18 protein-coding genes are annotated in these 20,096 nt (G+C 62.4%); all 18 read left to right on the plus strand.

The features are described from left to right. Positions 1-30 precede the first annotated feature (30 nt). A complete protein-coding gene (locus AC13E3_RS03380) occupies positions 31-396 on the plus strand; it encodes an NADH-quinone oxidoreductase subunit A (RefSeq protein WP_199452674.1) in 366 nt (121 codons plus the stop codon). A gap of 950 nt (positions 397-1,346) precedes the next feature. Beyond that, positions 1,347-2,291 (plus strand): Ni Fe-hydrogenase III large subunit, encoded by a 945-nt coding sequence (locus AC13E3_RS03385; RefSeq protein ID WP_482901703.1) that lies wholly within the window; start codon positions 1,347-1,349, stop codon positions 2,289-2,291. A gap of 23 nt (positions 2,292-2,314) precedes the next feature. After that, positions 2,315-3,184: a complex I subunit 1/NuoH family protein gene (locus AC13E3_RS03390; RefSeq protein WP_227548929.1), complete on the plus strand. Its 870-nt coding sequence runs from the start codon at positions 2,315-2,317 to the stop codon at positions 3,182-3,184. Then, a complete protein-coding gene (locus tag AC13E3_RS03395) occupies positions 3,184-3,729 on the plus strand; it encodes an NADH-quinone oxidoreductase subunit J family protein (protein ID WP_008169445.1) in 546 nt (181 codons plus the stop codon). The genes AC13E3_RS03390 and AC13E3_RS03395 overlap by 1 nt, the downstream gene beginning before the upstream one ends. Continuing rightward, positions 3,726-4,037: an NADH-quinone oxidoreductase subunit NuoK gene (gene nuoK, locus AC13E3_RS03400; RefSeq protein WP_008169448.1), complete on the plus strand. Its 312-nt coding sequence runs from the start codon at positions 3,726-3,728 to the stop codon at positions 4,035-4,037. The genes AC13E3_RS03395 and nuoK overlap by 4 nt, the downstream gene beginning before the upstream one ends. Further along, entirely contained in the window at positions 4,034-5,854 is a 1,821-nt protein-coding gene (locus tag AC13E3_RS03405; RefSeq protein WP_008169449.1) for an NADH-quinone oxidoreductase subunit 5 family protein, read from the plus strand. Before nuoK ends, AC13E3_RS03405 begins: the two co-directional genes overlap by 4 nt. 35 nt (positions 5,855-5,889) lie before the next feature. Continuing rightward, positions 5,890-7,359, plus strand: coding sequence for a complex I subunit 4 family protein (locus AC13E3_RS03410; RefSeq protein WP_008169450.1), 1,470 nt, complete (start codon positions 5,890-5,892; stop codon positions 7,357-7,359). Then, positions 7,359-8,732 carry an NADH-quinone oxidoreductase subunit N gene (locus AC13E3_RS03415; RefSeq protein WP_008169451.1) on the plus strand — a complete coding sequence of 458 codons (1,374 nt, stop codon included), beginning with the start codon at positions 7,359-7,361 and terminating at the stop codon, positions 8,730-8,732. Before AC13E3_RS03410 ends, AC13E3_RS03415 begins: the two co-directional genes overlap by 1 nt. After that, on the plus strand, positions 8,720-9,871 hold the full coding sequence (locus AC13E3_RS03420) for a hypothetical protein (RefSeq protein ID WP_039881755.1): 1,152 nt from the start codon (positions 8,720-8,722) through the stop codon (positions 9,869-9,871). Before AC13E3_RS03415 ends, AC13E3_RS03420 begins: the two co-directional genes overlap by 13 nt. A gap of 53 nt (positions 9,872-9,924) precedes the next feature. Then, a complete protein-coding gene (locus AC13E3_RS03425; RefSeq protein WP_227497710.1) occupies positions 9,925-10,455 on the plus strand; it encodes a proton-conducting transporter transmembrane domain-containing protein in 531 nt (176 codons plus the stop codon). Positions 10,456-10,805: 350 nt separating this feature from the next. Beyond that, positions 10,806-11,213, plus strand: coding sequence for an NADH-quinone oxidoreductase subunit A (gene ndhC / locus AC13E3_RS03430; RefSeq protein WP_008169454.1), 408 nt, complete (start codon positions 10,806-10,808; stop codon positions 11,211-11,213). A gap of 87 nt (positions 11,214-11,300) precedes the next feature. Further along, complete coding sequence (locus tag AC13E3_RS03435; RefSeq protein ID WP_008169455.1) at positions 11,301-11,978, plus strand: NuoB/complex I 20 kDa subunit family protein; 678 nt, start codon at positions 11,301-11,303, stop codon at positions 11,976-11,978. Between the two features lie 48 nt (positions 11,979-12,026). Next, positions 12,027-13,805, plus strand: coding sequence for an NADH-quinone oxidoreductase subunit C/D (gene nuoC, locus AC13E3_RS03440; protein ID WP_008169457.1), 1,779 nt, complete (start codon positions 12,027-12,029; stop codon positions 13,803-13,805). After that, positions 13,805-14,320, plus strand: coding sequence for an NADH-quinone oxidoreductase subunit NuoE (gene nuoE, locus AC13E3_RS03445; protein ID WP_008169459.1), 516 nt, complete (start codon positions 13,805-13,807; stop codon positions 14,318-14,320). Before nuoC ends, nuoE begins: the two co-directional genes overlap by 1 nt. Further along, positions 14,317-15,717: an NADH-quinone oxidoreductase subunit NuoF gene (nuoF, locus tag AC13E3_RS03450; RefSeq protein ID WP_008169462.1), complete on the plus strand. Its 1,401-nt coding sequence runs from the start codon at positions 14,317-14,319 to the stop codon at positions 15,715-15,717. Before nuoE ends, nuoF begins: the two co-directional genes overlap by 4 nt. A 60-nt stretch (positions 15,718-15,777) precedes the next feature. Continuing rightward, complete coding sequence (nuoG, locus tag AC13E3_RS03455) at positions 15,778-18,534, plus strand: NADH-quinone oxidoreductase subunit NuoG (RefSeq protein WP_008169463.1); 2,757 nt, start codon at positions 15,778-15,780, stop codon at positions 18,532-18,534. After that, positions 18,531-19,508 carry an NADH-quinone oxidoreductase subunit NuoH gene (nuoH, locus tag AC13E3_RS03460; RefSeq protein ID WP_008169464.1) on the plus strand — a complete coding sequence of 326 codons (978 nt, stop codon included), beginning with the start codon at positions 18,531-18,533 and terminating at the stop codon, positions 19,506-19,508. The genes nuoG and nuoH overlap by 4 nt, the downstream gene beginning before the upstream one ends. 9 nt (positions 19,509-19,517) lie before the next feature. Next, the gene (gene nuoI, locus AC13E3_RS03465) at positions 19,518-20,078 is read left to right on the plus strand and encodes an NADH-quinone oxidoreductase subunit NuoI (protein WP_039881756.1); all 561 of its coding nucleotides are present in this window, start codon (positions 19,518-19,520) and stop codon (positions 20,076-20,078) included. Positions 20,079-20,096 lie beyond the last annotated feature (18 nt).

A 20,096-nucleotide genomic window follows, 5' to 3' on the forward strand; every position in this document is an offset into this window, starting at 1 on the left:
GCAGACTCCGTTGCGCGACTTGAGGATTGGATGATGAGTATTTTGGAGCAGTACGGTCTGCTGCTTGCCTTGGTGCTTGGCATCGCAGCTACGGTTTTGGCCCTGTTTGGGATTGCCCGTGCCATGGGCCCGACGCGTCGGGAGCCGGGCAAGGACGTGCCAGCGAGTTCCGGAGTGTTGTCACGGGACCCGGTCTGGGGCCGCTATCACGCACGGTACTACGGCTACGCGCTGCTCTTTCTGGCCTTCGACATGGAAATGGCATTTATGTACCCCTGGGCAGTTGTATACAGGGAAGTAGGGCTGGTTGCTTTGTATGACATGGGGGTGTTCCTTGCCATTCTCTTTCTTGGTTTGCTCTACGGCTGGAGTCAGGGGGCATTGAGGCGGCAATGACTTCTGACCCGACAATGAGCATTACGGGCGCGCGCCAGCGGCAGGAGCGGTTCACGGTACTTCAGAAGTGGGTTTCCCGGGCCCTCGCGGGCAACCTGAGCTGCCTGATCGTCCCGGGGCCTGAAGTGGCACTGTCCCATGGCCTGGATGTGACAGCGGCAGGTATGCGCATCACCGCGACACCTCGCGATGCGAGCATGCTCCTGATTATCGGCGAGCTTTCAGAGAAAATGAACGAGGCCGTGGCGGTGCTCTATGCGCAGATGCCGAGGCCGCGAGCCATTGTCAATTTGGGCGGACAGACGCCGTCAACGCTACCGGACCCTGATTTTTCCGCGGGTGTTTCGCAAGCCGGCCTGATCGACGCGGTTGACTGGTTGAAGCGCGCGCTGGCCAAGGGCGCATTCTCAGACTCCCCCGAGGATTTCGACGCCCCTGTTCTGCACGCCAGGATAGAGTATGTCTGCCCCATGCACCCGGAAGTTGTCCAGAACGAGCCGGGTAGTTGCCCCAAGTGTGGCATGGACCTGGTCGCCCGGGAGGCAGGGGAGCCGGCCCCCGAGCATGACCATGGGCACGATCATCGCGAGCACCGGCACCATGAGCACGAACACCAGCATCATGATCATGCGCAGCAGCACGAACACCATGAACACGAACACCATCATGGTCACTGCCATGACCATCATGATTCGCATGAGCACGATCATGAGCAGCACGAGGGTCATCAGCACTCGCACGAAAACCATCATGATCACGGACACAAGCACCAGCACGGTGAGTCCGACGGCGACGCGGAGGAGAAAGGTTCTGGGCATGATCACAGTGGCCACCATCACAGTGGGCACGGTCATGATAGCCACGAACATGGCGGCCATGATCATGGTGGTCACGGTCATAGTGGTCATGATCATAGTGGTCATGACCACGGCGCCTCGGGATTCATGTCCATGATTGAAGTGACCAAGGACCTGCCTCGTAGCGCCGACGGGTTGGCGATGGACTGGATGGAGGTGCCGTTCGGTCCGGTTTTCCCCGGTCTGCCTGGTGGGCTCAAGTTGACGCTGACTCTTGACGGTGACGGCGTAACAGAAGGACAGGCCACATCCTTGGTGGGCATGATCAATGAGAGTGAAGAAGGCAAGGAGATCGGCGCCGAGACCTTTATCGAGCGCCTGGCGTCGGCCATGCCACTGGCCAGCGTGAGCTACCGACTGCTGGCCTGCCTGGCAATCGAGCGGGCGGCTGGTCTGGAGAACGATTCGGCAACCGATCAGGCCCGGGCTGTGGCGCTTGAATGTGAGCGCATCGCCAGTCACCTGGGTTGGCTGGCGCAAACGGGGCGCCAGCTCGGCTTCGCCTGGTTGACGGATCGTGCCGCAACCCTGCAACTGGAGATCCGCCGCGCCAGTGGAAAACGGCTTGTGGAACTGACGCCCGCTCTGCAGGCATTGGCGGCTCGTCTTGGGCGAACGCCTTTGCTCAAATCGCGATTGAAGGGGATCGGCGTACTGCCATCGGGCACTGCGGGCCTGAGTGGCCCCGTGGCGCGCGCTGCTGACGACGCCGGAGATGCCTGGGCGCGCCTGTGGCAGCGCCTGGACGAAATCATCACGAGCCTCGACTACATCAAGGCAACCGGGGAGCCGGGGCTACCTGTTTTGCGAAACATCGGGCGTGGATCAGGCACCGGTGAGGCCACCGTGGAAACCCCGCGCGGCGAGGCTCAACTGAGCCTGATTCTGGAACACGGCCAGGTGAAATCCTACAGGTTGGACACCGCCTGCAGTCACCATATCGGCCTGGTCGCAAAGCTTGTCGAGGGCCGGGAACTGGGCGACGCACTGGTGGCGGTCGGATCACTTGACCTTTCGCCCTGGGAGGTGATCTCGTGAACTTCGTCATCGTGTTGCTTGCGTTGCTTGGTAGCGTCTGGCTGCTCGCCGTGGTCGAGGGCTGGACGACAACGGGCCGCCTGCGTCCGGCCGCGCCCCTACTCAGCGGCCTGGCGCACCTCGGTCGTGAATCCATTGTACCGCGCACGCCGGACCGGGTCTTTTTCGAGACGGCGCCGGTGCTACTGCTGATCGTCGCGGTGCTTGGCGCGGCGGTTCTGCCGCTGGCGCCGACCCTGGTGATCGCGGATCTGGCTACCGGTGCGCTGTTCATCAACGCGGCGCTTGCCTATGTGCTGGTGGCGCTGATCATGGCCGGCTGGGGCCCGAATGGCGCCTACGCCATGATCGGCGGCTGGCGATTCCTTGGCCAGCTCATCGCCTACGCCATGCTTATTGTCATGCCCATCACTGCGGTGGCGATGCGCGCCGAATCCCTGGTGACCACGGTGATCGTTGGCTCCCAAGACGGCTTGTGGAACATTGTCTATCAGCCGCTTGGTTTCGTGCTGTTTTTCATTGCCGCCATGGCGCTGGCGTTTCGTGCGCCTTTTGATCTGCCAACCGCACCCGGGGAACTGGGCGGGGGTGTGGACGCGGAATACACCGGCGTGCGCCTGGGGGTGTTGCGCCTGGCCAGGCTGACGCTGGTGATCACGCTGGCTTCCGCGACCACGGTGTTCTACCTCGGCGGTTGGCACGGGCCGCTGCTGCCGCCCTGGGCCTGGAGCCTGATCAAGACCCTGGCCGTGGCCGTGTCGATGCTCCTGGCCGGTCGCTATCTGCCGCGCATTCGCGAGGCGGATCTGATGCGGTGGTGCTGGACCCTGGGGATTCCCCTGGCACTGCTCAATATCATTGTTGTCGGTTTACTGGTTCTGGTGGTTCCATAATGTACGCTCAGGCTTTTTTTGTTGCCGTTTTCGGGCTGGCCGCCATCGGCTTCGGCGTGGTGGTGTTTCGCACATCGTCCATGGTGCGTTCCGCGCTGGCGCTGTTGTTTTCTCAGACTGCCGTCGGCTGCATGTTCCTGGCGATGCAGACCGAATTCCTGGGCGTGCTGCAGATCATGATGATGGCCACGGAGATGAGCATCATGGCGATTTTCATGGTGATGTTCATGATGGACCCAGGCGGGCTCGGCGGCATGGAGATGACTCACCAGAAGCGCTTTTCAATAAGCGCCGGGGTGGTTGCTGGCGGCGCAGCGATTGCGGTCGCGCTTCTGGCCGACTGGGGGCCGGTGACTGTCGAGGCGCCGGATGCCGAGATGCAGACACGGGCGCTGGGCATTGAGTTGCTGGGACGTTCTATGCTGATCTTCGAAACCGCCGGTATCACTATCCTGACCGCGATGATCGCGGCCACGGCGGTGGCGATACCGGTGTATACCTTGTCCGGTAACGGCGGCACGGAAACCAAGGAGACCTCGGAATGACGTTGATCCTGATCCTGGCGCTTGTGACCGGCGCGATCCTGTTCGGCGTCGGCGTCTATGGTGCGCTGTCCCAGACCAATCTGGTCATGATCATGATGGGAGTGGAACTGATTCTCGCGGGCGCGCTGGTGAACCTGGTTGCCTTCTGGCGTTTTCTGCATCCCGAGAGCTACTCCGGCCAGATGTTCGCGCTGGTGGTAATGACGGTCATGGCGGTTGAAATGGCGGTCGGCTTCGGCGTCGCGATCGCACGCTTCCGGGCCAGGGGCTCGGTAGAGATGGAAGAAGCGGGGGACCTTAAAGGATGAGTACCGTAGTGCTGCCGGTACTGCCACCCCTGCTCGCCGCCTTGGCCGTGCTGATACTGCGTCGGGGCGGACCTGCGCTGGCCCTGGCCGGCGCAACGCTCAGCCTGGCAGGAAGTCTCTGGCTCCTGGCCCGGGTCGCCGGCGGTCAGGCCGAAACCCTGCTTCTGCCCGGTCTGCCGGAAATGCCACTTCGACTGGTCGCCGGACCGCTGACGGCGCTGCTGGCGGTGGCGGTGGCCACCGTGGGCACGTTCGTGCTGATTCATGCAGTCGGTTATATGAAGCGGGAGTCCGGCCTGTGCCGCTTCTACGCCTTGATGTCCCTGTTCCTGGCCGCCATGCAGGCGCTGGTGCTGTCCGGCGACTGGGTTCTGTTGCTGGCGGCCTGGGAATTGATCGGTTTGTGCAGTTACCTGCTGATTGGCTTCTGGTTCCAGCGACCCGAGGCCGCGGATGCCGCCGGTCGCGCTTTCCTCTACACTCGTAGCGCCGATCTGGGTTTGTACGTGGCGGTATTTATGCTGATTGGGTCGGCCGGTACCGGCGAGATTGCCGCCTCCCTGGAGACCGGCGGCAGTGCATCGACCGCCGCCGGGCTTTTGTTGCTGCTGGCCGCCATGGGCAAGTCTGCCCAGGTCCCCTTGCAGGACTGGCTCATGCGTGCCATGGCGGGGCCGACACCGGTCTCGGCGCTGCTGCACTCGGCCACGCTGGTGGCGGCGGGCGCCATCCTGCTGATCCGTTCGGCCCCGCTGCTGAGCCCCGAGGTCCTGCTCGCCGTTGGACTTGTCGGTGGCGTTACCACGGTGGCAGCCGGGGTCATTGCACTTGCCGAACGTGATCTCAAACGCCTGCTCGCGGCTTCCACTGCCAGTCAATATGGCCTGATGCTGGTCGCGGTCGGCGCCGGGGTTCCGCTGGCTGCCCTGTTGCATTTGCTCGCCCATGCCGCCATCAAGAGCACCCTGTTTCTTGCCGCCGGCGACTTCCAGCATGCCCGCGGGGGTACCAGTTTCGATCAGTTGGAGGGCGTTGGCCGCGCCAGACCCTGGGCTTTTGCCGGCTTTGCGTTGGCGGCGCTGGCACTGGCCGGTATTCCGCCACTGAGCGGGTTCTTCTCCAAGGACGCGGTAATCGCCGCCGCCCTGTCTGCGCAGGGCGCCGCCTGGCTCGGCCCCCTGGCGCTGGCCGGTACCCTGCTGACCGGCGGCTATATGGCCCGGGCCTTGCGCCTGCTGTGGCGAGGCTCCGGCGAAACCCGACCGGTTGCTGGTAGTGCCTGGATGCGCGTGGGCATTTGGGGTTTGGTGGTCCCTGCCACTACCCTCGGCCTGGCCTTCGGCCCCATCGAGGCAGTTCTTGATCTGCCCGCCGTCACCGCAGGCACAGTGGCCGTGCTGCTTGGGCTCCTTGCTGCCGCGAGTGGGCTGGGCCTGGGCTGGCTCGTGCCGGCTCCCCGCCTGCTAGGGCCGGTCTACCCGTGGGCACGACGCGGACTTGCCGTTGGCGGCGGGCTTACGGTCTGGGTCGGGAGGCCAGCAATGGCCGTTGCCCGGGGGTGTGAGTGGCTGGAAGGTCGCCTGTATGCAGCCGTCCTCAATGTCGGCCAGGCCGGGCTCGCGGTGGCGCGGCTGGCGCGCGCCAGCGACGAGCGCCGCATCGATGGCCTGATCTTCGCCCTGGTGGCAGGTGTGCGGGCTTTGGGGGATCGCGCCCGCGCGCTGCAAAGTGGTCTGATCCATCGTGAGCTGGCCGTCAGTGTCTCGGTTACGGCCGTGGGACTGGTCGTGCTGCTTGTGACGTTGCTGCGTTTCTAGCTGCGTTTCTAGTTTCTAAAGGGAATCCGATATTCATGTTACCACTCGTTTCCATCACCTTGTTCCTGCCCCTGGCGGGCGCCGTCCTGATCCTGGCCCTGCCACGACCGACGGCACAGACCGTGCACGGCATCGGCATCGCCACCGCCTCCCTGACACTGGCCTTTGCCGTTGCCATGTGGCTGCGGGGTGTCAGCGGCGTAGGCTTTTCCCAGGTCGAGGAGCTGGAATGGATCCCGGCCATTGGCGCCGCCTACCGGGTGGGGGTCGACGGCATCAGCCTGCCGTTGGTGCTACTGAGTGCCGTGCTTTTCCTGGTTGCGTTCATCTACGCTTCGTCGCTTCGTGAACGTCCGCGCGCCTACGTGGCCCTGGCCCTGCTTCTGGAGACTGCGGCAGTCGGTACCTTCACCGCTCTCGATGGGATTTTGTTCTACGTCTTCTTCGAAGTTTCCCTGGTGTCGATGTACTTCATGATCGCCGGGTGGGGACACGAGGAGCGGCAGCGTGCAGCCCTAATGTTCTTTATTTACACGCTGCTGGGCAGCCTGCCGCTGTTGCTCGCCATCCTGGGGCTTTACCTCGGCAGCTCTGAACCGACCTTCGACATGCGAGCCTGGATCGAGAATCCGCCACTGGAAGGGGCGGCGGCTATGTGGGCATTGGTCGCTATGCTGATCACCTTTGCGGTAAAGATCCCCGCGGTGCCGCTGCATACCTGGTTGCCTGCCGCTCATGTTCAGGCGCCGACCGTCGGCAGTGTCATCCTGGCCGGCATCATGCTGAAGTTCGGCACTTACGGATTGGTCCGCTTTGCCCTGCAAATGACCCCCGATGCTTTCCGTGAAGCGGGGGTCGTTGTTCTGATCTTTGGTGTCGTCAGCGCGCTCTACGGGGCTTTTGCCGCCCTGGCTCAGAGCGACCTCAAGCGCCTGGTTGCCTACACCTCAGTTAATCACATGGGCTATGTGATCGTCGGCGTCGCCGTGGCCGCACTGACTCTGGACTCCTCGGTGCGTGCCGTCGCGCTGGATGGTGCCGTGTTGCAGATGTTCAGTCACGGTCTGGTTACCGGCGCCCTGTTCTTGCTGGTGGGCATGATTCAGGACCGCGCCCATACCCGTGAAATGGGTGAGTTCGGCGGTCTGCTCAAGACGGTCCCGATGCTTGGCTGGTCATTTATATTGGCGGCCTTTGCGTCCCTGGGCCTGCCGGGGCTGGCGCACTTTCCGGCTGAGTTCCAGATATTTCTCGCCACCTTGGGTAGCGCGCCCGTAGCGGTTGTTGTGATTCTGGGCATTGCCATCATCGCTGGCACCTTTCTCAAGGCGTTGCGCGAAACCTTTCTGGGCGAGCCCAGACAGCGCTGGCAGGCCATGCCCGATCTCAGTGTACGGGAATGGCTTGCCGTGGCGCCACTGCTGGTACTCACGGTTGCCACCGGCGTGGCACCGTCCTGGGTGCTGGACATCATTCACCGGACCACATCGGCGCTGGTGCTGTAATGGCCCGTGATCTTGCATTATTGATTCCGGAAATTGCCGTACTGTTAACGGCTGTCGGCGCGCTGATTGCGGAAATGCTGCGCCGGCCGCGAATAGCGCTGGTGGTCTCGGTCATCGGGCTGCTCGCTGCCACGGGGCTGACGTTGCGTCTGATTGGCGCGGACACAACGGTGTTCGGCGGCAGCTTCCGGATTGACGAACTCAGTGTCTGGGCCAAGCTTATTCTGTTGCCGGCCACCGTGCTCTCCATGCTACTAGCGCGAGTGGATGTGCGAGGCACCGCGCGTGAGGGTACGGTCTACAGCCTGCTGTGCTTTGCCACCCTCGGCGCCCTGGTTCTGGCCGGCGCGGGCGATACGATGTTCCTGGTGTTGGGCACACTGTTGACCGGCCTGGCCACCTTCGCCTTGGTTGCCTACCCGGATACCGACCCGGCCACCGAAGCCGCCATGAAATTCTTCGTGTTTGCCTCGGTCACCGGTGCAATCATGATTTTCGGTCTGAGTTACTGGTTCGGTGCCGCCGGCTCCACCTTGCTTGCTGATCTGCCGGGCATGGATACCATGCCTATGGCCGTCATCATCGGCTTTGTGGCTGTCGTTATCGGCCTTGGCTACAAGGCATCGCTGGTTCCGTTTCATTTCTGGGCGCCAGATGCCTACGAGGGCGGGCCGCTGTCGATAGCGGCTTACCTGTCCGTGGTGCCCAAGATCGGGGCTCTGTTCGCACTTGCTCAGGTGGTTCGCGGTCTGCCCCCGGAAAGTGGTTGGACTGCCGTCATCGCGGGTCTGGCCGTTCTGACCATGACCTACGGCTATCTCGCCGCGCTGGTGCAGGATAACGTCATCCGGCTGTTGGCGTATTCTTCGATTGCCCAGTCCGGCTACTTTCTGCTGGGCATCGTCGCGGTGGGTTCAAGCAAACTCGCGCTGACATCGGTTATCCTGTTTGCTGCCGCCTACGCGGCCATGAACCTGGGCGCTTTTGCCGTTACCGCGGCAACTGGCCGTGTGCTGGATGCGTTCCGTGGGCTGGGCCGTGCAAAGCCCGTGACCGCAATCGCAATGGTGGTTTTCCTGCTGTCGCTGGTCGGTATTCCGCCTCTCGCCGGCTTCGTTGGCAAGTTCCTGCTATTTGCCGCCGGCATCGATGCCCAGTTCACCTGGCTGGCGGTGGTGGCGATTGCCAACAGTGTGCTTTCACTAGCGGTATACCTGCGCATCGTCGTACCCATGTACCAGCAGGCGGCGACGGAATTCGCGCCATTGGGCAGAAGTCTTGGCACGGTGGTAGTGACCACCTTTGCCGCCACACTGATCATCGGCCTGGCGGCCCAGTTCTTTCTTGCGGGACTGGTGGAGTGGCCGGCCTAGTGCCCCGCCCGGCGACGCTGGCCATCGTGCCGGCCATGAGCACACCGCTGGCGTCCATTTTCGGCAGTGGCTTCCTGGTCATCGTACCGGTACTGGCCAGTAGTGTGGGGCCGTATTCGTTATGGGCGATGCTGGCGGTGGCTTTTGTCGCTTTTCACACCGGTGCCGTCGTGCGCCATAACATTCTGTGTGCTGAACCGGTGCTGGCAGCGGGCAGTCAACGTCTGACGCTCACGCTCGAACGACTGTCGGATGGGGCGCTGGTCCTGGCTTATATTGTGTCCGTGTGCCTCTACATTCATATCCTGAGCGCCTTCGTGCTCGGGGCTTTCGGACTGGATTCGGGCTTCAACAAGAGCCTGTTTACCACGCTGGTGATCGGCGTGATTACTGCAATTGGCATCATGGGTGGCTTGAGACCGTTGGAGCGGATGGAGCGGTGGGCTCTGTATGTGACCATCCTGGTGCTCGCTGTGCTGTTGGCCGCCTTCGCCCTGCGTGACATCAGCGACTTTCTGGACACCGGACGCTTTGTGCTGCCATCCATGCCGCAACGTTCCGGCTGGGAAATGGTGACCATGGTGGCCGGTACCCTGATCGTGGTGCAGGGCTTCGAAACGCCGCGCTATCTCGGCCAGAGTTTTGATACCTGGACGCGGATCCACGCCTCGCGCTGGTCGCAATATGTATCTCTCACGGTCTACGTGGCATTCGTCGCCGTGGTCTTGCCCCTGGTGCCAATTCTGGACGGGCAATACGCAGATAACAGCCTGATCCAGGTGGTTGCCTCGGTCTCGGTACTTCTTTCGGCGCCGCTTATCCTCGCCGCCGGCCTGTCGCAGTTCTCCGCTGCCGTTGCGGACACCCTGGCGGCTGCGGCGAACCTGGAGGAAGTGACGCGGCGGCGCCTCACCCAGCGTTGGGGTTACCTGCTGGTAGGCGGTGCGGCTATGGCGCTGGCCTGGTCCGGTTCCACCTTTACGGTGATCGCGCTGGCGTCACGCGCCTTCGCCCTATACTACCTGTTGCAATGTCTGGTGGCCCTGACGGTGTGCCGCAACCGGCGTGAGCGGGTACGTTTCTTCCTGGTTGCGCTGGCACTCATTTTTGTCCTCCTTTTTGCGGTGCCGGCCGGCTGACCGGGCGGTTTCCGGCGAAAGCCTGAATGTCTGATCTGCACCAAGAATTCATAATGAACTCCGTGACCTACTCGTCGATTGCCCAATCCGGCTATTTCCTTCTGGGTATCCTGGCAGTCGGCGCCAGTGAACTTGCTCTGCCATCCATTATACTGTTTGCTGCCGCCTATGCGGCCATGAATCTGGGCGCTTTCGCCGTTGCCGCCAATATCGGACGGACTCTGAACGATTTTGACGGATTGGGGCGCGCCCAACCGCTTATTGGCATCGCAATGGTGGTCTTTCTGCTATCGCTGGTCGGGATTCCGCCACTTGCCGGCTTCGTTGGGAAGTTCCTGCTGTTCGCCGCCGCCATTGATGTCCAATTCACCTGGCTGGCGGTGGTTGCAATTGCCAACAGTGTACTTTCACTGGCGGTATATCTGCGCATTGTCGTGCCCATGTACCAGCAGGCGGCGACGGAATTCGCGCCGGTGGGCAAAGCTCTTGGCACGGTGGTAGTGACAACCTTTGCTGCCACGCTGATCCTCGGTCTGGCGGCCCAGTTCTTTCTCTTGGGACTGGTAGCGTGGTCGTCGTCCTAATTCCTCCCCTGGCGATGTTGGCAATCGTGCTGGCAATGGTTACTGCACGAAGGCCTCAATCGGTGCGATGAAGCCATATTAGTAGACAACACAGTCTGTGCGGTACCTGCTTTCAAAGCAGCGCCAGTATGAAGCCTTCAGATACCTTGCTCTACTCGATTATGCCCGCGGAGTTGCTGTTTCCTGCAGGTCTTGATTTATGGCAGTGAGTAGTGCGCTCTGCTGACTGAGGCCGGCTGGAAACAGTCTTGTGAATTTGATCGGGATCAAAAATTGAGAACGATTGCTCTGCTGATTCAGTTCCGTTTCAGGCTGGGCGGATAGGATGATGATTCAGAACAGGAGGGGGTATGTCGGACACGGTCAATGAGTTGCTGGTCAACTACTGGGCAACCGGTTTTTTTGTGATCGCTGCCCTCGGCTTATGTGCCTTCATGGCAGGCGTTTCCAGCCTGCTTGGCGGGCGCAGCCATGGCGTCAGCAAAACCATCCCGTTTGAGTCCGGTATTGTCGGTGTCGGTGACGCCCGCCAGCGGTTTTCCGTCAAGTTTTATCTGGTCGCGATGCTCTTTGTGATCTTCGATATTGAGGCGGTGTTTCTGTTTGCCTGGGCGGTTGTGATTCCGGAAACGGGCTGGAGCGGGTTCTGGGGCGCGGCGGTTTTTATCCTGATACTGCTTGCCGGCCTGCTCTACGACAGTCGCTCCGGGGCGTTGGAGTGGGCCCCCGAGGGTTCTCAGGGACACGGGGAGGGCTAATCGTTCGGTTCCAGGGTGTATTCAGTTCCCGATGATTGTCGTCCGGACCTTGATCACTGTCAGCAAACCTTTATATGGAGACCAGCCATGCCTTACAGACTGACACGGGCCGAGGAAGAGCAGGAATCCAGTGACCGTTACCCGATGGGGCGCCGGCAGTCATCGGAGGAATACGTCAAAAGCCAGCTTGAACGCAACGTATTCACCGGCAAGCTGAGTGACGTCCTCAACTCGGCGGTGAACTGGGGGCGCAAGAACTCCTTGTGGCCCTATAACTTCGGTCTGTCCTGCTGCTACGTGGAAATGACTACCGCATTTACCTCGCCCCATGACATTGCGCGCTTCGGGTCGGAGGTGATCCGCGCCTCGCCGAGGCAGGCCGACTTTATGGTGATAGCGGGTACCTGTTTCATCAAAATGGCTCCGGTTATTCAGCAGCTCTACGATCAGATGCTGGAACCCAAGTGGGTCATTTCCATGGGCTCCTGCGCCAACTCTGGCGGTATGTACGACATCTATTCGGTGGTTCAGGGGGTTGACAAGTTCTTGCCCGTGGATGTCTATGTAGCGGGCTGTCCGCCGCGGCCCGAGGCCTTCCTGCAGGCACTTCAGTTGTTGCAGGACTCGATTCAGGAGGAGCGCCGGCCGCTGTCCTGGGTCGTGGGGGATCAAGGGGTTTACAAGGCCGAGATGGGGTCCCAGCGGGAGCAGAAACGGAGCCAGCGAATCGAGGCCACCGAACTGAGGACTCCGGACAAACTCTGAGCGCCGCCTCCCGATTTGCCCAACCTTGACAGGAGATGAGTCAGCATCATGAGCACAGACGCTCTCGACAGGCATGCACCGGCCCAGTCCGGCATTGACCGGGCCCTCGGGCTTCTGGACGGATTCCGGGAACACATCGAGCACGTTCAGCCTACCCTGACCGGGCTTCCGGTGCTGTGGGTGCGACGTGAGCGGATAGTGGAGATACTGCGCCACCTGAAGGCGCCGCCGGCGTCTTTTTCCATGCTTTACGATCTCTCTGCCGTGGACGAGCGGCTCCGTGCCCACCGTGACGGGCTACCAGCCGCGGATTTCACGGTCTTCTATCATCTGCTGTCGGTGGATCGTAATGAAGACCTGATCATCAAGGTGGCGCTGACCGGTGGCGACCCGAACCTGCCAAGCGTGACCCGGGTGTTTGCCAATGCCAACTGGTATGAGCGGGAAATCTGGGATCTGTTCGGCATTACCGCAACCGGCCATCCCCATCTGCAACGGCTGCTTATGCCGCCCACCTGGCATGGCCACCCATTACGCAAGGACTATCCCGCGCGGGCCACGGAATTCGACCCCTACACCCTGACAGTGGAGGGGCAGCAGACGGAGCAGGAGGCGCTGAAATTCGAACCGGAAGCCTGGGGCATGCAGCGTGAGCGGGATGGCAGCGAGTTCATGTTCCTCAATCTGGGCCCCAATCATCCCTCTGCCCACGGTGCCTTCCGGATCGTGCTTCAACTGGACGGCGAGGAGATCATCGACTGCGTGCCGGATATTGGCTATCACCACCGGGGCGCGGAAAAAATGGCCGAGCGCCAGACCTGGCACAGCTTCATTCCCTATACCGACCGCATCGACTACACCGGCGGCGTAATGAACAACCTTCCCTATGTCCTTGCGGTTGAGAAACTGGCGGGTATCGAGGTGCCCGACCGGGTCAAGACGGTCCGGGTGATGATGGCGGAGATGTTCCGTATTAGCAGCCATTTGCTGTTCCTGGGGACCTACCTGCAGGATCTGGGCGCCATGTCGCCGGTGTTCTACAGCTTCACTGACCGCCAGCGGGCCTACAAGGTGATTGAGGGCATCACCGGTTTTCGCATGCATCCGGCCTGGTACCGGATCGGCGGCCTTGCCCAGGACCTGCCCGTGGGCTGGCAGCAACTGGTGCAGGAGTTCCTTGACTGGATGCCGCCGCGGCTGCGGGAATACGAGCTGGCCATGATGAAAAACGCCCTGGTGCGGGAGCGGACCCGGCATGTGGCTGCCTTCACCACCACCGAGGCCCTGGAATGGGGCGTGACCGGTCCCAACCTGCGGGCCACTGGCTGCAACTTCGATCTGCGCAAACAGCGGCCCTATTCCGGCTATGAGAACTTCGACTTCGAGGTGCCTCTGGGGCAGCACGGAGACGTTTTTGACCGGGGTCAGCTGCGTATTGAGGAAATGCGGCAGAGCCTGCGCATTATCCAGCAATGCGTCGATCACATGCCCGCGGGCGACTACAAGGCGGACCACCCGTTGACCACCCCGCCACCCAGGGAGCGGATGTTGCAGCACATCGAAACGCTGATCACGCACTTTCTGCAGGTGTCCTGGGGTCCGGTTCTGAAACCCGGCGAATCCCTGCAAATGGTGGAGGCCACCAAAGGCATAAACAGTTATTACCTGACCAGCGACGGCAATAACATGAGCTACCGAACCCGCATCCGGACTCCGAGCTTTCCGCACCTGCAGCAGATACCGTCCTTGATGCGCGGAGGCTTCGTGCCGGACATGATCGCCCACCTGGGCAGTATCGATTTCGTAATGGCAGACGTGGATCGCTGATGATGGCAACAACCCCGCACACAACCGAACTGATCGGCAGTGACCGTTTTGAACTGCACCCGGACGACGAAGCCGCGATTCTCCGGGAAAAGGAACACTACGAGCAGCCCCAGGCCGCTTGTATCGAGGCGTTGAAAATCGTCCAGCGCCGCCATGGCTGGGTTCCCGACGGTGCCATCATGGCCGTTGGGCGGTTGCTGGGCCTGGGATTCGCCGCGGTGGACGGCGTGGCTACCTTTTACAGCCTGATTTTCCGTCAGCCGGTAGGGCGCCATGTGATCCTGGTCTGCGACAGCAGCTCCTGCTTCCTGACCGGGTATGAAACGCTGAAACAGGCCCTGGTGGAGAAGCTGGGAGTGGACTACGGCGCCACCACCGCCGATGGCCGCTTCACCCTGTTACCCGTGTGTTGTCTCGGCGCCTGTGACGGTGCCCCGGCGCTGATGATTGACGGCGAAACCTTCGGGCCGGTCACACCGGAGGATCTGTCCGACCTGCTGGAGGGCTACGAATGAGCGGATCCACCTCAGGTCAAGGCAACCCGCTGCGTTATCACAGCCGGATACGGCAATCCGGTACCGAGCGTCAACCCGAAACCCATCCGCTGACCTGGAGGCTGAGGGACGACGGCGAGGTGGTCTGGCTCGGCGAATATCTGGATAAGGATGGTTATCAGTCGGTCCGCCGGGCATTGGCCGAGAGCGACCCCCAGGGCATCATCACCGTGGTGAAAGACGCCAATGTGCGTGGCCGGGGCGGCGCCGGTTTTTCCGCTGGCGTCAAGTGGAGCCTGACGCTGCAGGGGGGTGACATGCCCCGGGGCTACCTGATCTGCAACGCGGATGAAATGGAACCGGGCACCTTCAAGGACCGGTTGCTGATGGAGCAGCAACCCCACCTGCTGATTGAGGGGATGATCCTCGGAGCCCGGGCCAACAACGCCCGGCAAGGCTACATTTTTCTGCGGGGTGAATACGTGGAGGCGGCCCGGGTGCTGAACCGGGCCATTGATGAGGCCCGCGAAGCCGGCTGGCTGGGGCCGGATATTGATGGCAGCGGGTTCGATTTCGACATCGCGGTGCATACCGGGGCGGGGCGCTACATCTGCGGCGAGGAAACGGCTCTGATCAATGCACTGGAGGGGAAGCGCGCCAATCCCCGGGCCAAGCCGCCGTTCCCCGGCCAGTCCGGAGCCTGGGGCAGGCCCACGGTGGTTAACAACGTCGAGACCCTGTGCAACATACCCGCCGTGATTCTCCATGGCGCTGACTGGTATCAGAACCTGTCCGGCAACCGTACCGGTGACGGCGGCACCAAGCTTTATGGCGTGTCGGGGCCGGTTGCGGAGCCGGGCCTCTGGGAGCTGCCCATGGGCGTCACCGGGGCCGAGCTGCTCGACCGGGCCGGGGGGCTGCAGCAAGGCCGTCGGCTCAAGACGTGGTTGCCCGGCGGCACCAGTACCGGCTTCCTGTTGCCGGAGCATCTGGAGCTGCCCCTGGACTTTGACTCTATCGCCAATGTCGGCAGCCGGCTGGGCACCGGCCTGATGATGGCGGTCCCCGAGGACCGGGGCATGGTATCGCTGATGCGCAACCTGGAGGAGTTCTTCGCCCGGGAATCCTGCGGCTGGTGCACTCCGTGCCGTGATGGTCTGCCCTGGGTGGTAAAACTGCTCCGGGACCTGGAAAAGGGACAGGGGCAGGCCGGCGACATCGAATTGCTCGACAAGCTGGCGGCGGACTGTGGCCCGGGGCTGACCTTCTGCGCCCTTGCCCCTGGTGCCGCCATGCCGCTGGAAACAGCGCTGCGGCACTTCCGGCAGGAGTTTGAGCAGGGCATTGGCAAGGTAAGCGGCGACACCCGGGGCGTTCCGGACCGGGTCGCAGCGGACGCGCCGGCAAACAACCGTTAGTTTCAACAGTCACTTTCAACAAACAGTGATCGTACTTTCTAGGTGAAGGCAGAAGCAAGCATGGCGACGATTCACGTGGACGGAAAAACCTACGAGGTCAACGGGGCGCACAACCTGCTCCAGGCCTGTCTGTCACTGGGCCTGGATATTCCCTATTTCTGCTGGCATCCGGCCATGGGAAGTGTCGGCGCCTGTCGCCAGTGCGCGGTGCGCCAGTACAAGGACAAGGACGACAACAAGGGCGTTCTGGTCATGTCCTGTATGACCCCGGCGGCGGACCAGACCCGAATCGATATCGATGACGAGGAAGCCCGGGCTTTCCGGGCTAGTGTGGTGGAGTGGCTGATGATCAATCACCCCCACGACTGCCCGGTGTGCGAGGAGGGCGGCCATTGCCACCTGCAGGACATGACGGTAATGACCGGCCATGACCGCCGCCGCTACCGGTTCAACAAGCGCACTCGCCGCAACCAGTACCTGGGGCCGTTCATCGCCCACGAAATGAACCGCTGCATTACCTGCTACCGGTGCGTGCGCTTTTACAATGACTACGCCGGTGGCACCGATCTGGGCGCCTTTGGTGCCCGGGACAACATCTACTTCGGGCGATACGCCGAAGGCACACTGGAAAGCCCGTTCTCCGGCAACCTCACCGAAGTCTGCCCCACTGGGGTGTTCACCGACCAGAGTCATTCCGATCACTACACCCGAAAGTGGGACCTGCAGTATGCCCCCGGCATCTGCCACCAGTGCGCGGTCGGTTGCAACATCAGCCCCGGGGAACGCTACGGCGAGATTCGCCGCATCGAAAACCGCTACCACGGTGAGGTTAACAGCCACTTCCTCTGTGACCGCGGCCGGTTTGGTTACGGATACGTCAACCGCGCCGACCGGCCGCGGGTTCCGGAATGGACCGAACGGCCGGGGCAGGAGGCCGTGACGCTGGGGGTGGATCCGGCCCTGGAGCGTATCACCGGCGCCCTGCGTCAGGCCCGGCGCATCATCGGCATCGGATCGCCCCGGGCCAGTCTGGAAAGCAATCACCAGCTATTGGCCATGGTGGGGCCGGAAAACTTTTCCACCGGGATAGAGTCCCGGGAGCAGGCGTGCCTGGCCATGATGAACCGGCTGCAGGAAACGTCGGGACTGCCCACCCCGACACCCCGGGAAATAGAACGCCACGATGCCATTCTGGTGCTGGGCGAGGACCCGGTCCAGAGCGCCGCGCGCCTGGGGCTGAATCTGCGTCAGGCTGTGCTGTCACGGCGGGAAGAACTGGCTGAACAGATCGGCGTGCCGGCCTGGAATGCCGAGGCCGTCAAGACCCTGGGGCAGGACCGGTACCACCCGCTGCACATTGTCTGGCCAGCGCCCACCGAGCTGGACAGTGTCGCTGTCGCCCGCCATGCCCTGGCGCCGGATGATATCGCCCGGCTCGGTTTCGCGGTGGCTCATGCCATCGACCCGGCGGCGCCCCCGGTGGACGGCCTCGACCCGGCCAGCCAGGAGCGGGCCGGAGAAATCGCCGTCAGCCTGTTAAAAGCGGCGCGGCCGCTGGTTGTCAGCGGCGGCTCCCTCGCCAGCGAGGCCATCCTGGAAGCCGCCGGTGCGGTTGCCCGGGCCCTGTCCAGGCGGGCAGCGCAGGGTGGGCTGGTGTTGATCCGGCGGGAGGCCAACAGCACCGGGCTGTCGCTCATGGGGGGGCAGACACTGGACTGGGCGCTGGATGAGTTGAGTGAGGGCCGGGCCGATGCGGTGGTGGTGCTGGAGAACGACCTGTATCAACGCCTGCCCGCCGACCGGGTGGAGCAGGCCCTGGCCCGTGCCAACACCCGCGTGGTGCTGGACCACCAGCGGACGAGAACCGCCGAGGGGGCGGACTTCATCCTGCCTGCTGCCAGTTTCGCGGAAGGGAGCGGAACCCTGGTAAATCTGGAAGGGCGGGCCCAGCGCTTCTTCCGGGTGTTCGAACCGGCCTACCTGCGCCCCGAGACCCGAATTCACGAGAGCTGGCGCTGGTTACACACCCTGGCCGCCGGGCTGCGGGGCGAAGCCCCCGGGGATATCAGCCTGGATCTGGCCACCCGGGCCTGCGCCGGGGCCCATCCAGGCCTGGCCGGGATTGTGGATGCCGCGCCCGGGCCCGATTATCGCATAGAGGGCCTGCGGCTGGCCCGTGAGCCCCAGCGTTACAGCGGCCGCACCGCCATGCGCGCCAACCTCGATGTAAATGAACCCCGCCCGCCACAGGATACCGATACACCCTTCGCTTACTCCATGGAAGGCTACAGCGGATTTGACCGGCCCCGGCAGCAGATACCTTTCGCCTGGGCGCCGGGCTGGAATTCCCCGCAGGCGTGGAACAAGTTCACCGATGAAGTGGGCGGTCACCTGCGCGGAGGGGACCCGGGCATAAGATTGATTCGGCCTCAGCCCGGCCATCGCGAATACCCCGACCCGGTCTTTGATGACGGCGCCACTGACAGCAGCGGGCTGCGGGCGCTGGTGTTGCCACGGGTGTTCGGGGGCGAGGAAACGTCTGCCCGGGCTGAACCTGTCCGGCAGCGGATGACCGCGCCGGTGGTCATCCTGGCCCGCCCGGATGCCGAGGCGCTGGGCGTGCGCGACGGCGACAGTCTGACGCTGCTTGGTGTGCGTGAGGGCGACAGCCTGATGCTGTTTGGCGGTCCGGACATTACGGTATCGGAGCAGGAAGACTGGCCCCCCGGCTGGGCTGGCCTGCCCGCGGGATTGTTGCCCGGCCTGGGGCAGGGCGCGATACTCACTTTAGGAAAACCCACGGGAGGTGAGTCATGAGCTGGTGGACTCCACAACTGGCAGCCACTCTCTGGGCCATGTTCCAGGCGCTGGTGATCCTGCTTGCCGTGGTCGTGGTGGGAGCGGCACTGACCGTGGTCGAACGTCGGCTGCTGGGCCTCTGGCAGGATCGTTATGGTCCCAACCGGGTAGGGCCATTCGGCACTCTTCAACTGATTGCCGATATGCTGAAGATCTTTTTCAAGGAAGACTGGACTCCGCCCTTTGCCAGCCGCGCCCTGTTTATGCTGGCACCCAACCTTGCCTTCGCTTCCCTGCTGCTGTCTTTCGTTATTATCCCCATAACACCGGGGTGGGGGGTGGCGGACATGCACATCGGGCTGCTGTTCTTCCTCGCGCTGGCCGGCATCAACGTCTACGCGGTGTTAATCGGTGGCTGGGCCAGTGGCAATAAGTATGCCTTGCTCGGCGCGTTGCGAGCCTCGGCCCAGACCCTGTCCTACGAAGTGTTCATGGGGCTGTCGCTCATGGGTGTGGTGGCCATGGCCGGCTCCTTCAACCTGCGCGACATCGTCGCGGCCCAGGAAGGCCTGTGGTTCGTGATTCCCCAGTTCCTGGGTTTCGTCACATTTCTGATCGCCGGCATCGCGGTGACACACCGCCACCCTTTCGACCAGCCGGAGGCGGAACAGGAACTGGCGGATGGTTACCATGTCGAGTACTCCGGTATGAAGTTCGGCATGTTTTTCATTGGCGAATACGTGGGCATGGTGCTGGTTTCCGCGCTGATCGTGACATTGTTTTTCGGCGGCTGGCAGGGCCCCTGGCTGCCACCCATTGTGTGGTTTGCCCTCAAGACCAGCTTCTTCCTGATGCTGTTTATCCTGCTCCGGGCATCGCTGCCACGGCCCAGGTATGACCGGGTGATGAGCTTTGGCTGGCGGGTGTGTCTGCCGCTGACCCTGGTCAATCTGCTGGCTACCGGGGCGGTGCTGCTACTGACCGGTTCATAGGGAGGAAAGATGCGAAAAAACAAGGTGTTGTCGGTGTTATGGCTGATACCGGCCAGTTGGTCGCTGTTGCGTACCATGTGGATGGTATTCATGCACGGCTTCCGCAAGCGGGAAACCGTGAACTATCCGGAAGAGGAGGTTTATCTGCCTCCCCGGTACCGGGGCCGCATCATACTCACCCGGGATCCGGACGGCGAAGAACGATGCGTGGCGTGCAACCTTTGCGCGGTGGCCTGCCCGGTGGATTGTATTTCCCTGCAGAAAGGTGAAAAAGACGACGGCCGCTGGTATCCGGAGTTCTTCCGCATCAACTTTTCCCGTTGCATTTTCTGCGGCATGTGTGAAGAGGCCTGCCCCACCTCCGCCATCCAGTTGACACCGGATTTCGAGATGGGCGAGTACCAGCGTCAGCAGTTGGTGTACGAGAAGGAAGATCTGCTGATCAACGGCCCCGGCAAGGACCACGACTACCACTTTTACAAGGTTGCCGGCATGGCTATCGCCGGCAAGGATAAAGGTGAGGCACAGAACGAGGAGGTCCCGGAGGATGTCCGTACGCTTTTACCCTGACCAAAAAAGGAACTACTG

The organism is Marinobacter sp. L-80, from assembly GCF_056859395.1.

What these genes read in the sequence shown, in the direction of transcription:
- AC13E3_RS03380 (WP_199452674.1), top strand. Translation starts at nt 31, where the DNA reads ATGATGAGTATTTTGGAGCAGTACGGTCTGCTGCTTGCCTTGGTGCTT.
- AC13E3_RS03385 (WP_482901703.1), top strand. Translation starts at nt 1,347, where the DNA reads ATGATTGAAGTGACCAAGGACCTGCCTCGTAGCGCCGACGGGTTGGCG.
- AC13E3_RS03395 (WP_008169445.1), top strand. Translation starts at nt 3,184, where the DNA reads ATGTACGCTCAGGCTTTTTTTGTTGCCGTTTTCGGGCTGGCCGCCATC.
- nuoK (WP_008169448.1), top strand. Translation starts at nt 3,726, where the DNA reads ATGACGTTGATCCTGATCCTGGCGCTTGTGACCGGCGCGATCCTGTTC.
- AC13E3_RS03405 (WP_008169449.1), top strand. Translation starts at nt 4,034, where the DNA reads ATGAGTACCGTAGTGCTGCCGGTACTGCCACCCCTGCTCGCCGCCTTG.
- AC13E3_RS03410 (WP_008169450.1), top strand. Translation starts at nt 5,890, where the DNA reads ATGTTACCACTCGTTTCCATCACCTTGTTCCTGCCCCTGGCGGGCGCC.
- AC13E3_RS03415 (WP_008169451.1), top strand. Translation starts at nt 7,359, where the DNA reads ATGGCCCGTGATCTTGCATTATTGATTCCGGAAATTGCCGTACTGTTA.
- AC13E3_RS03425 (WP_227497710.1), top strand. Translation starts at nt 9,925, where the DNA reads ATGAACTCCGTGACCTACTCGTCGATTGCCCAATCCGGCTATTTCCTT.
- ndhC (WP_008169454.1), top strand. Translation starts at nt 10,806, where the DNA reads ATGTCGGACACGGTCAATGAGTTGCTGGTCAACTACTGGGCAACCGGT.
- AC13E3_RS03435 (WP_008169455.1), top strand. Translation starts at nt 11,301, where the DNA reads ATGCCTTACAGACTGACACGGGCCGAGGAAGAGCAGGAATCCAGTGAC.
- nuoC (WP_008169457.1), top strand. Translation starts at nt 12,027, where the DNA reads ATGAGCACAGACGCTCTCGACAGGCATGCACCGGCCCAGTCCGGCATT.
- nuoE (WP_008169459.1), top strand. Translation starts at nt 13,805, where the DNA reads ATGATGGCAACAACCCCGCACACAACCGAACTGATCGGCAGTGACCGT.
- nuoF (WP_008169462.1), top strand. Translation starts at nt 14,317, where the DNA reads ATGAGCGGATCCACCTCAGGTCAAGGCAACCCGCTGCGTTATCACAGC.
- nuoG (WP_008169463.1), top strand. Translation starts at nt 15,778, where the DNA reads ATGGCGACGATTCACGTGGACGGAAAAACCTACGAGGTCAACGGGGCG.
- nuoH (WP_008169464.1), top strand. Translation starts at nt 18,531, where the DNA reads ATGAGCTGGTGGACTCCACAACTGGCAGCCACTCTCTGGGCCATGTTC.
- nuoI (WP_039881756.1), top strand. Translation starts at nt 19,518, where the DNA reads ATGCGAAAAAACAAGGTGTTGTCGGTGTTATGGCTGATACCGGCCAGT.